The sequence below is a fragment of the Actinomadura sediminis genome (assembly GCF_042675525.1).
In the GTDB taxonomy this organism is placed as follows: domain Bacteria; phylum Actinomycetota; class Actinomycetes; order Streptosporangiales; family Streptosporangiaceae; genus Spirillospora; species Spirillospora sediminis.
Genome location: NZ_JBHTJA010000094.1, coordinates 16,567 through 27,498, shown reverse-complemented (window position 1 = coordinate 27,498; position 10,932 = coordinate 16,567). Strand labels below are relative to the sequence as shown.

11 protein-coding genes and 1 tRNA gene are annotated in these 10,932 nt (G+C 69.5%); 1 reads left to right on the top strand and 11 read right to left on the bottom strand.

Going from position 1 to position 10,932, the window contains the following annotated elements; genetic code table 11:
* The 7 genes from ACFQ11_RS30110 to ACFQ11_RS30080 form a co-directional block, all read right to left on the bottom strand.
* Positions 1-727: Rho termination factor N-terminal domain-containing protein (locus ACFQ11_RS30110; RefSeq protein ID WP_378304773.1), on the bottom strand; the 727-nt coding region annotated here is incomplete at its 3' end.
* A gap of 455 nt (positions 728-1,182) precedes the next feature.
* Complete coding sequence (gene thrB / locus ACFQ11_RS30105; RefSeq protein WP_378304771.1) at positions 1,183-2,121, bottom strand: homoserine kinase; 939 nt, start codon at positions 2,119-2,121, stop codon at positions 1,183-1,185.
* Positions 2,122-3,189, bottom strand: coding sequence for a threonine synthase (gene thrC, locus ACFQ11_RS30100; protein WP_378304769.1), 1,068 nt, complete (start codon positions 3,187-3,189; stop codon positions 2,122-2,124).
* A 100-nt stretch (positions 3,190-3,289) separates the two neighbouring features.
* Positions 3,290-4,576 carry a homoserine dehydrogenase gene (locus ACFQ11_RS30095; RefSeq protein WP_378304779.1) on the bottom strand — a complete coding sequence of 429 codons (1,287 nt, stop codon included), beginning with the start codon at positions 4,574-4,576 and terminating at the stop codon, positions 3,290-3,292.
* Positions 4,577-4,590: 14 nt separating this feature from the next.
* Complete coding sequence (lysA, locus tag ACFQ11_RS30090) at positions 4,591-5,982, bottom strand: diaminopimelate decarboxylase (protein ID WP_378304767.1); 1,392 nt, start codon at positions 5,980-5,982, stop codon at positions 4,591-4,593.
* Complete coding sequence (locus tag ACFQ11_RS30085) at positions 5,979-6,626, bottom strand: DALR anticodon-binding domain-containing protein (protein ID WP_378304765.1); 648 nt, start codon at positions 6,624-6,626, stop codon at positions 5,979-5,981. Before ACFQ11_RS30085 ends, lysA begins: the two co-directional genes overlap by 4 nt.
* Before the next feature lie 36 nt (positions 6,627-6,662).
* The gene (locus ACFQ11_RS30080) at positions 6,663-7,025 is read right to left on the bottom strand and encodes a response regulator transcription factor (RefSeq protein ID WP_378304777.1); all 363 of its coding nucleotides are present in this window, start codon (positions 7,023-7,025) and stop codon (positions 6,663-6,665) included.
* A 128-nt stretch (positions 7,026-7,153) separates the two neighbouring features.
* Between ACFQ11_RS30080 and ACFQ11_RS30075 the strand changes: the two genes are divergently transcribed.
* Positions 7,154-7,225 (top strand) — tRNA-Arg (locus ACFQ11_RS30075).
* A 155-nt stretch (positions 7,226-7,380) separates the two neighbouring features.
* Here ACFQ11_RS30075 and ACFQ11_RS30070 read toward each other — a convergent pair.
* The 4 genes from ACFQ11_RS30070 to ACFQ11_RS30055 form a co-directional block, all read right to left on the bottom strand.
* Positions 7,381-8,664: a DGQHR domain-containing protein gene (locus tag ACFQ11_RS30070; RefSeq protein ID WP_378304763.1), complete on the bottom strand. Its 1,284-nt coding sequence runs from the start codon at positions 8,662-8,664 to the stop codon at positions 7,381-7,383.
* Position 8,665: 1 nt separating this feature from the next.
* Positions 8,666-9,022, bottom strand: coding sequence for a GIY-YIG nuclease family protein (locus ACFQ11_RS30065; RefSeq protein ID WP_378304761.1), 357 nt, complete (start codon positions 9,020-9,022; stop codon positions 8,666-8,668).
* A 120-nt stretch (positions 9,023-9,142) separates the two neighbouring features.
* Positions 9,143-10,510, bottom strand: coding sequence for a tyrosine-type recombinase/integrase (locus tag ACFQ11_RS30060; protein ID WP_378304758.1), 1,368 nt, complete (start codon positions 10,508-10,510; stop codon positions 9,143-9,145).
* Entirely contained in the window at positions 10,507-10,701 is a 195-nt protein-coding gene (locus ACFQ11_RS30055) for a helix-turn-helix transcriptional regulator (protein ID WP_378304756.1), read from the bottom strand. The genes ACFQ11_RS30060 and ACFQ11_RS30055 overlap by 4 nt, the downstream gene beginning before the upstream one ends.
* Positions 10,702-10,932 lie beyond the last annotated feature (231 nt).

Genomic DNA, 10,932 nt, shown 5'->3' with positions numbered 1-10,932 from the left:
CGCGCTGCCGGCCGCCCTGGCCGCCGCGGTCGCGGGCGCGCTGCCGCTGGCGGCCGCCGCCCTCGCGGTTCTCACCGCGGTCGCGCTGGCCGTCCCGGTTGTCGCCGCGGTCGCGGCCGCCCTGGGAGTCGTCGTCGCCGTCGCGGTTCTGCCGGTCGGCGCGGTCGGCGCGGTCGGCCCGCTCGCCCCGGCCCTCGGACGCCGCGCGGCCGTTCTGCCGGCCGCCGCGCTCCCCCTTGTCGCCGCGCTCGGGCTTGTCGCCGCGCTCGGGCTTGTCGGCGGGCTTGTCCGCCTTCTCGCCCTTGTCGGCGGCCTTCTGCGGCTTCTGCGGCTTCTCGGCCTGCTCGGCCTGCTCGCCCTTGTCGGACGGCGCCTGCTCGGGCTCGGGAGCGGCCGCGTCGTCGGACGCGTCGCGCTTGGCGGTGGTGCGGGTGCGCCGGGGGCGTTCGGTCTTGGCCGGGGCAGCGGCTCCCTGCTCGCTCCCCGCCGAGCCCTGCCCCTGGCCGCCGCCCTGCTTCTCCTGGATGGCGGCGATGAGCTGGCTCTTGCGCATCCCGGTCGTCCCGGTGATGCCGAGCTCGGACGCGAGCTTCTTCAGCTCGGGAAGCACCATGGCCGACAGGCCGGTGCCCTGCCGGCGGCGCCGGGGGGTGGCGGCGGGCTCCGCGCCGGCCTCGGCGGCGGTCGTGCCGGATGCGTCCGTCAGGAGTTCGCTGGATTCGCTCACTAAGGGTCCTTCCCAGGGAGCGGGTGTTGGCCGGCGTTCGGCCAGTCAACCCGGTAGTGCGGCCCGGCGGGGGCGCCGAGTCGGGCTCCGCTGCTCACGATGGGGTCGCGAGCCGCGATGTCTGGGCACAGCCAGATGATGGTCGGGACGGTTCGCTCGTGCGTGTCCCGGGTCCCGCCACGTCCGAAGTTTCGCTGGAATGCGTGACATCGGGATGCCACGGTCTCGGGAAGCCTAGTACGCGGGACCGACACGGCCGAAAGGCCGATCTGGCGACGCGCGGCTGACGAGCACGCTGCCCCGGACGGGGCATCTGGTGCGGCATTCAGCCTAACATCACCAGGGCGCACTGCTATTCCCCAGAGGTCGATGTCTTCGCATTTTACCTCGGTGGATCTCGCCGGATCCGGTACCGGCGGGAGCGGTGTGCGGGCGCGCTCCAGCGGTGCCGGGGGTCAGGGCCGGACGGGCGGTTCACCGGCCACGACGTGCGCGCCGCGGACCGCGACCTGCAACGGGTGTTCGTGCCACCCATTACCCACTTCAAGCTCCATCGAATCAACTTGTGATGCAGTTGTGAAGGCCAGGACAGTAGGACCTGCCCCGGAAATCACGGCGGGGACGCCCGCGTCGCGCAACCGCGCCACGAGCGCCGCGGAATCCGGCATCGCCGGGGCCCGGTAATCCTGGTGCAGCCGGTCCTCCGTGGCGTCCAGCAGGACGCCGTCGAGGCCCGCGGTGAGCGCGGCGACGAGCAGCGCGGACCGTCCGGCGTTCGCGGCCGCGTCGGCGTGCGGGACCGTCTCGGGCAGCAGCCCGCGCGCGCGCTCGGTGGCCAGGCGTTGCTCCGGGACGAACGCCACGACCTGGTCGATCCGGGACTCGAGCCGCACGAGGCGCGGGCCGTCCGGTGCCGTCCACGCGACGGTCAGCCCGCCCGCGAGGCACGGTGCGACGTTGTCGGGATGCCCCTCGATCTCGGTCGCGAGCCGAAGCACCTCGTCGTCGTCAAGGACCGAACCGTCCGGGTGCAGCGCGCGCGCCGCGACGAGCCCGGCGATGATGGCGGCCGACGACGACCCGAGCCCCCGGCTGTGCGGGATCCTGTTCCGGCACCGCAGCCGGACGCCCTTCGGCTGCCCCGGACCGGACCCGCCCAGTTCGGCGATCCGCTCGAACCCGGCCCGCAGCGTCGTGACGATCAGGTGCCGTTCGCCCCGGCCGGCGACCTCGGCGCCCTCCCCGTCCACCTCGATCTCCGTCGCGTCGCCGGTCACCGCGACCTCGACGTCGTCGTGCAGCGCCAGCGCCAGGCCGAGCGAGTCGAAACCCGGCCCCAGGTTCGCGCTGGTCGCGGGCGTCCGCACCGGCACCGGCGCCTGCGGCCACCCCATCTAGGTGAGGCCCAGCGCGGAGGCGGCGGCGTGCGCGTCGACCTTCACGGTCGTCGGCGCGGGCGCCCCGGAGATCGCCCAGTCGGGGTCCTTGAGGCCGTTTCCGGTCACCGTGCAGACGACCTTCGAGCCGCGCTCGACGCCGCCCCGCTCGCTCGCCTGCAGCAGCCCCGCGACGCTCGCCGCGGACGCCGGTTCCACGAACACGCCCTCCTCGCGGGCCAGCAGCCGGTACGCGGCGAGGATCTGCCGGTCGGTGACCGAGTCGATCGCGCCGCCCGACTCGTCCCGCGCGTTGATCGCGAGGTTCCACGACGCGGGGTTGCCGATCCGGATCGCCGTCGCGATCGTCTGCGGCTTCAGCACCGGCTCGCCCTTGACGAACGGCGCGGCGCCGCTCGCCTGGAACCCCAGCATCCGCGGCCGCTTCGACGCCGCCCCGTCGTCCGCGTACTCCTTGTAGCCCATCCAGTAGGCGGAGATGTTGCCCGCGTTCCCGACCGGGAGGCAGTGGACGTCCGGGGCGTCGCCGAGCGCGTCGACGATCTCGAACGCGGCCGTCTTCTGCCCCTGCAGCCGGTACTTGTTCACGCTGTTGACCAGCGCGACCGGGTAGTCCACTGCGAGCTTCTGCGCGAGCTCCAGGCAGTCGTCGAAGTTGCCGTCGACCTGCAGCAGCCGCGCGCCGTGCACCAGCGCCTGCGCCAGCTTCCCCATCGCGATCTTGCCCTGCGGCACCAGCACCGCGCAGGTCATCCCGGCGCGCACCGCGTACGCCGCCGCCGACGCCGACGTGTTGCCGGTGGACGCGCAGATCACCGCCTTCGCGCCCTCCTCGGCCGCCTTGCTGATCGCGACCGTCATGCCGCGGTCCTTGAACGAGCCGGTCGGGTTCGCGCCCTCGACCTTCAGATGCACCTCGCAACCGGTCAGCTGGGACAGCCGGTGGGCCGGGACGAGCGGCGTGCCCCCCTCCAGCAGCGTGACGACGGAGGTCTTCTCCGTCACCGGGAGCCGGTCACGGTACTCCTCGATGAGGCCGCGCCACGCGCGGGCGTTGGGGTTCACGTCGTTCTCCTTGCCGACCTGCGGTCCCTACCCAGACCGCCGCACGACCTGCGATGTCGTGCGAATTCTAGTGCGTTGCGGACGCGCCGGACGCGTCCCGTCAGTCCTCGCCCTCGACCCGCATGACGCTCGCCACCTCGCGGACGATCGACAGCCCCCGCAGCCCCTCGACCGTCGCGGACAGCGCGGCGTCCGGCGCCCGGTGCGTCACCACGACGAGCTGCGCGTCCTCGCCCATCCCGACCTGCCGGACGGCCTGGATCGACACCCCGTGCCGGGCGAACTCCTCCGCGACGGTCGCGAGCACGCCCGCCTCGTCCGCCACGTCCAGCTGGATGTAGTAGCGGGTGACGGTCTCGCCCATCGGCAGCACCGGCAGCTTCGCGTACGTCACCTCCACCGGGCCCGGCGTCCCCCCGGCGACGTTGCGCGCCACCGCGACCAGGTCGCCGAGGATCGCCGACGCCGTCGGGGCGCCGCCCGCGCCCGCGCCGTAGAACATCAGCGACCCCGCCGACTCCGCCTCCACGAACACCGCGTTGTAGGCGTCCCGGACGCTCGCGAGCGGGTGCGACCGCGGGATCATCGCGGGATAGACCCGCACCGAGACCCCGCGCCCGTTGCGTCCGTCCTCGGACGGGACGCGCTCGCAGATGGCCAGCAGCTTGACGACGCAGTCCATGCCCTTGGCGCCGGCCACGTCACCCGGACTGACCTCCGTGATCCCCTCGCGATGCACGTCGGCCGCGGTAACAGGCGTATGGAAGGCGAGCTGCGCCAGGATGGCGGCCTTGGCGGCGGCGTCGAAACCCTCTACGTCGGCCGTGGGGTCCGCTTCCGCGAACCCCAGCGCCTGGGCCTCCTCCAGAGCGTCGTTGAACCCCGCGCCATGCGTGTCCATCTGGTCGAGGATGTAGTTCGTGGTGCCGTTCACGATGCCCAGCACCCGGTTCACATGGTCGCCGACCAGCGACTCCCGCAACGGCCGCAGCAGCGGGATCGCCCCCGCGACGGACGCCTCGTAGTACAGGTCCGCGCCGTACTCGCGCGCGGCGGCGAACAGCGTCGCGCCGTCCTCGGCCAGCAGCGCCTTGTTCGCCGTGATCACGGACTTGCCCGACTTCATCGCCTCGAGCAGCAGCGTCCGCGCCGGCTCGATCCCGCCGATCACCTCGACGACGATGTCGACGTCGTCCCGGGTGACCAGCGCCTGCGCGTCCGTCGTGACCAGCTCCGCCGGGACGCCCGCGCGGACCCGGTCGGGCCGCCGCACGGCGATCCCGGCCAGCTCCAGCGGCGCGCCCACCCGCGCGGCCAGGTCGTCCGCCTGCTCGTGCAGCAGCCGCACGACCTCCGTGCCGACGACGCCGCAACCGAGCAGCGCCACCCGCAGTCGGCGTTTCACGCTTCGACCTCCGCATCCAGCCGCAACAGGTCCTCGACGCCCTCCCGCCGGACGATCACGCGCGACCTGCCGTCCTTCACCGCCACCACGGCGGGCTTCGGGACGTGGTTGTAGTTACTGGCCATCGAACGACAGTACGCACCCGTCGCCGCGACCGCGACCAGATCCCCCGCCGCAATATCTTCGGGGAACCACAGGTCGCGCACCACAATGTCGCCGCTCTCGCAGTGCTTGCCGACAAGCCTACTGAGCATCGGCCGGGCATCCGACGACCGGCTCGCCAGCACGCCGGTGTACTCGGCCCCGTACAGCGCGGTCCGCAGGTTGTCGCTCATCCCCCCGTCGACCGACACGTACGTCCGCAGCCCCTCGACGTCCTTGACCGTGCCGACCTCGTACAGCGTGACGCCGCCCGGACCGACGATCGCGCGCCCCGGCTCGACCGTCAGCCGCGGCATCGCCAGCCCGTACGCCCGGCACTCCCGCGCGACGATCTCGCGCAGCCCGTCCGCGATCGCCTTCGGGTCGTGCGGCTCCTCGTCCGGCAGGTACGCGATCCCGTACCCCCCGCCGAGGTCCAGCTCCGGAAGCTCGACGCCGTGCTCGTCCCGGATCGCCACGAGCAGCTCCGCGAGCCGGTGCGCCGCGACCTCGAAGCCGTCCACATCGAAGATCTGCGAACCGATGTGGCTGTGCAGCCCCACCAGCTCGAGCTGCTCGAGCGCCACCACCCGCCGGACCGCCTCCAGCGCGGCCCCCGAACTCCTGGAGAACCCGAACTTCTGGTCGTCGTGCGCCGTCGCGATGAACTCGTGCGTGTGCGCCTCCACACCCGTGGTCACACGCACCATCACCTTGGGCCGAACCCCACGTTCCTGAGCCAGATAACCCAGCCGTGCGATCTCTTCGAACGAATCGAGCACGATCCGTCCGACCCCCACCTCGAGAGCCTTCTCCAACTCCCACGGAGCCTTGTTGCTCCCGTGCAAGGTAATGCGCTCGGTCGGGAACCCCGCGGCCAGCGCCACCGCGAGCTCCCCGCCACTGCACACGTCCAGGCCGAGCCCTTCCTCGTTGAGCCACTTGACCATGGCCCCGCACAGGAACGCCTTGCCCGCATAGTGGACGTCACCGTCGTGGAACGCCGCCGCGTACTCGCGCATCCGGCCCCGCACGTCGTCCTCGTCGTAGACGTACAGCGGCGTCCCGTACTCGCGGGCCAGATCCCGCACGTCCACACCGCCCACGGTCATGGCGCCGTCCTCCCGGACGGCGTTCCGGGGCCACACCCGCACATCGAGTGCGTTCAGATCCTCCGCGGGCCCCGCCGGGTGGTCCTCGGGCAGGATGTCAGCGTGCCGGCCACCGGCAGGATGTACACGACTCATATTCGCTCTCTAGGGCTCTCACCGATCATGTTCAGGCCATTGCCGAGGACGCGCGACACCGCCTCGGCCAACGCGACCCGTCCTCCGTCCATGGCGGGACGACGTTCGTGCACGTCGTGGTACGCCCCGGCCACCTTCTCCAGACACAACACCAGCGGCCTGGCGTCCCGTTCCCGCTCCGCCTGCGCCGCCCGCCCAGGAAAGTCTCCCAACAAGGAGACCAACGCCAGCTCATCGGGCTCCGCCCGCTCGAGAACCCCCTCTGGCACCCCCGCCTCGCGGGCCCACCGCACGGCCCACCCGGCCCGCGCGTACGCGTACCGCACGACGAACCCGGGATTCTCGAACGTCCGGGGCCACTCGTCCCACCGGAACTCCGGCACCCGCGCGACCCCATAACCCGGATCACTCCGGACACGCTCCACCAGTTCACCCACACCCACGGTGACCCGAACGAACCCGCGCGAAACGACACCCCCGACGCCCCGCGCGACGACCTCCGGGTCCAGCCCCAGCCGCAGCGCCACGGGACTCTCGAACACCCCGGGCCCCCGAGCGAACACGGGCACGTCCTCGGGCACGTCCCCCGCGAACTCCCCCCGCGCCGCGGCATCGCGCAACACCGCCACCAGGGCGGCGCTCACATCGGCAGGAGTCACCCTGGTGAGACTATCCGACCACTATCTGGACACCGCCGCGAGTTTCCGCACCGTCTGGATCAGCTGGTTCGGATCGAACGGCTTCGTCACGTACGCGTCGACACCGATCTCGTGCCCCCGCCGGACATCGTGCTCCTGCGCCCGCGCGGTGATCAGCGCCACCCGGATGTGCTCCGTCGCCGGGTCCTCCCGCAGCCGGGTCGCCGTCACCCACCCGTCCAGCCGCGGCATCATGACGTCCAGCGTGATGACGTCCGGCCCGACCTCGCCCACCTTGTCGAGGCAGTCCTGCCCGTCCACCGCGGTCGCCACCTCGAACCCCTCCAACTGCAGGTTCACGGCGATGAGCTGGCGGATCACCTCGTCATCGTCGACGACGAGCACGCGTCCCAGTGGCTCGGTCACGGCCACGAAGTTAGCCCACTCCACCCCTCGACGCACGGCGAACATTCCAGGTGCGCGTCACCCCGCCAACCCTGGTAACCTTCTACCGCGCCCAACACAGGGCGCACGCCCCCTTAGCTCAGGGGATAGAGCAACGGCCTCCGGAGCCGTGTGCGCAGGTTCGAATCCTGCAGGGGGCACCCCTGAACGATCAGCCGGTTTCCGCGCTTGACCTGCGGAAACCGGCTGAACTCGTTCATGCGCCATGTGACATCAGATGCCACCACGGGACGCCGTATGCCACGGCGCGTGTTCCATTTGTGTTCCAGCCGACCAGTCGCTTAGCGGACGGCGGTCAGGCAACTGGCGGGGGCAGCTGGTAGCCCGGCTCGCCCTTCATCGTGGCCAGGGTCACGCGGAGCTGGTCCCTGGTCTCGGCCGGGTAGCGGTCGGAGGCACCCGCCAGCAGGTAGGCGATCAGCTCAGCCGCTCGGAGGTAGTTCTCGTTGCGGGCGATGATGCGCTCGCCGCTGGCGTACACGAGGATGTTCTTCCACAGGTCGCTGCTCATATCCCAGTCGATCTTGTTGACGCGCTTGACCGCCTGGGACTCCTTCACGCTGTAGCGACGCGCGGCGATCAGCAGACCGCGCACCAGGGCGATGTGGGTCGCTGGCTTGACGAGAAGGTTGTTGGCCTCCTTGGTGCGCAGCTGCGTGATTTGGTCGGGGTTGTCGACCGCCTCCTTGAAGACGCTGATGTATTGCAGGAGCAGCCCCCACCAGTGGGAGACGTTCTCGTACGCCTTGTCCAGCTCCTCGATACTGGGCCGGATGACGCGATCTCTTTCCTCGAAATGGAAGCCGTACTCCTTGCAGATGGCCCTGACGGTCTCGTAGACGGCACTGACCGTAGTGAGCTGTGCGCTCCTGTCCCCCAGAGTGTTGCTCTTCCAGTTGACGATTAGCTCGCCCTTTACCGTCTCCGTCACCCCGAGCGGCTCGCCCGCTGCGAGAAGCTTCCGGGTGAGGATGGCGTATCCATCGTCCTCGCTCGTGATGATGTTGTCGCTGCGGCCAGTCGGCTTGGCCGACTTATTGATCTTGTTGAAGATCCGACGCGTGGTCTCGTTGTTGATGAACGGAACGAAGATCACCGACAGTTCGTCATCTCGGACGGCACTGACGAAATCGCCGTTGATGTCCTTGTCCTTATCGTCCTTGCGGTTCACCACCAGGCGCAGGGCCGCCCAGCGGTGCTGGCCGTCCAGCACGATGAGGTCGCCACCGTCGATGGTCAGGACGCCCATCTGTCCGATTACGCCCATATATGCGGCCGGAGTGTCGTTCTTGAGCCACTGGCCAAGGTCCTCGTATACGAAGGTCGCCGGCTCGTAGACCAAGACGATGATGGAGCCGAAGAACCGGTCCGGCGAGTTGGCCAGATAGGGAACCAGCTCGTCCCGTACGCGCTTCTCGTTGAGCTTGCGCTGCAGCCGTTCCTCGATGCTGAGGTTGGCCCAGTCGTCGCCCTTGCTGGCCGCTCGCGCGATGGCGGCGAGGTCTGACGCCCGAAGCTTGGTGTTGTAGAACTCGATCGAGCCCATCTTGCCCTTGATCGCGGGCACGGTGTTGGCCATGTCATGTCTCCTTGGATGTGGTGTAACGGATGTCGTTGCAGAGGGGCGCCAAGTCGCGGATAAGCCGCCGCTCAAGGTTCATCTGCTCGTTGCTCTCGGCGAGGATCCAGGCGAAGTCGATCACTCCGACTGGGTGTCGCAAGGCGTAGCGCAGTTTGGGGTTGTGGCTGTAGTCGTGGTGGGTGTCGAAGCGGTCGTAGAGGTCGTCAGTCCGTCCGATGTACAGGCACCCCCGAAGGTCATGGATGAGGTAGACCCCTCCTCCCTGCGGTAGATCGAAGGAGTAGCTCGGTCGGAAGGGCACCTGCCCATCAAGCTTCAGAGGCCCGACACGCAGGCGCGCTTCCCGATCTACCACGAGCCCTCCCGATGTTGGTACAAACACGATGGCTGTTGACCGTACGCGTGTTTGCGAAAACCGTCAACCCGTTGTCGCGAATCGAACCGGGGGAGTCTCACACTCGGACGGCTAAGGCCGTTAGCCGCCGAGGGCATCGTCTATGCGCGCCTCCCACACGTGGTCGTGACCGGCGATGACCTTGGCGTAGATCTTCAGCAGCACCTCCACACTGTGACCGGCCCACTCGGCGACCTGGGTGGGCGGGACGCCGGCGTTGAGCCGTAGGGAGACGCCAGCGTGCCGTAGGTCGTACGGGCGCCGGGCGAGGTCCGACGCTTCCTCGGCGGGCGCCAGGGCGAGCGTGCGCGCCCTGTGCCACGTGCGCCCGTAGCCGGACGGGAGCAGCACTCCCCCGCGCTCAGTGCGGAACAGACGGCCGTCCGGGGCGACGCCGTACCGGTTGACGTGATCCCGCAGGATCCGGACGAGCTCCGGCGGGATCGGCACGGGCCGCTTGGCCCTACGGTTCCGCCCTTTGAGCCCGCGGTCGTCGTGGTACTCCCCCGAATCAGTCCACTCGGTTCCGACCGAGGGCTTGGAACCGGCGAGCATCAACCGCCCCCAACCTGTCGCCGGTAGTTCGCAGTCGGATTCGCGCAGAGAGACGACCTCGCCGGGCCGCATCATGGCGTAGTAGACGCACGCGAAGAACGCGACCATCCGAGGGCCTCGCCGAGGTCCCGCGTAGCTGACTGCCGTGAGGAGCTCCGCCATTTGGCGCGGTGAGGGAACGACGGCCGGGTCTATTTGCTCCCACACCTCGTCATCTTCAGTCGGTTTCCAGTCGAGACCGTCGATGGGGTTGACGGCGAGGCGCTTCCGCTGAACGGCGTACTTGAGCACGTTGTAGAGGACGCGACGGCGCCGGGTGTAGTAGGTCGGCGCGGCCGGGGAGCCGTCGAGCTTCTGCGCACACGCGGCGAGGGCCAGCGTGATGCCCTCGAACTCGGCGAGATCGGCCAGCGGCACGGACGCCATACGGACCCAGTTGAGCGCGGCGGCCACCTTGGCCGGCTGGTCGGCCTCGCGCCGGTTCTTGTTGTACTCCCACCGACGCAACGCCTTTCGCAGCGTCTCCGAGTCTGGCGCGCCCTTGTGGTCGGCCGTGAGACCCACCGTCACGGCGGTGAGCGTTTCAGCGATCGAGATGCGCTGTTTGGCGGACACCTTGTCCCATCGATCGTCCACGTAGTCGCGCGCGTGCTGGAACCAGCTCACAGACCGGGCCGCGCGAATCATGGACTCGGGTAGGCCGGTCTCGATGTCGAATGCCTCACCTCGCCGGGCAGCTTGGATCAATTCCGACTTGAAGCTGTCCGCGAGTTCCCGCGCGGTGAAGGGTTTGGTCTGAACCTTGCCGCCTACCAGCCATCGCAGGACGTAGGGCCGTTTCCTTCCCTTCTTTATGGTGATGTTCCAGAACCGGACGTCGTAGCTCTTGTTCAAGCGGCCCTCTCTTCAAGGCTGGAAAGCCAGTTCTCGAAGTCGACTCGGCGAATCCGAAGCTTGCGGTTGGGCAGAACGGTGCAGGGCGGCGTCTTGCCGAGGGCGCGCCAGCGCTGCCATGTGCGCCGGGTGATGCCGAGTTCGTCGAGGATCTCGGGCACGGTGATCCATGCGTTGGACCTCTTGGCCATTGGGGCGGTCACCTCAATCAGTCCGGGGGTGATCGGTCGGGACGGCGCCGGCGGCGGGCTTGGTGGCTTGTGCGCCGGGCAACGGAGCGTGAGGCGAGTCGGGGCCGAGGGGGTGCGCGGGGACGCGGGACACGGGGACAGAAGGCGACACAAGGGTTTGTGTCGGCTTCTGTCACCCCGTCCCGGTGTCCCGTCCGCGAGATCTGCGCCAGGCGCGGTAACGGTTCGTAG

What these genes read in the sequence shown, in the direction of transcription:
- ACFQ11_RS30055 (WP_378304756.1), bottom strand. Translation starts at nt 10,701, where the DNA reads ATGGCCAAGAGGTCCAACGCATGGATCACCGTGCCCGAGATCCTCGAC.
- lysA (WP_378304767.1), bottom strand. Translation starts at nt 5,982, where the DNA reads ATGAGTCGTGTACATCCTGCCGGTGGCCGGCACGCTGACATCCTGCCC.
- ACFQ11_RS30070 (WP_378304763.1), bottom strand. Translation starts at nt 8,664, where the DNA reads ATGGCCAACACCGTGCCCGCGATCAAGGGCAAGATGGGCTCGATCGAG.
- thrB (WP_378304771.1), bottom strand. Translation starts at nt 2,121, where the DNA reads ATGGGGTGGCCGCAGGCGCCGGTGCCGGTGCGGACGCCCGCGACCAGC.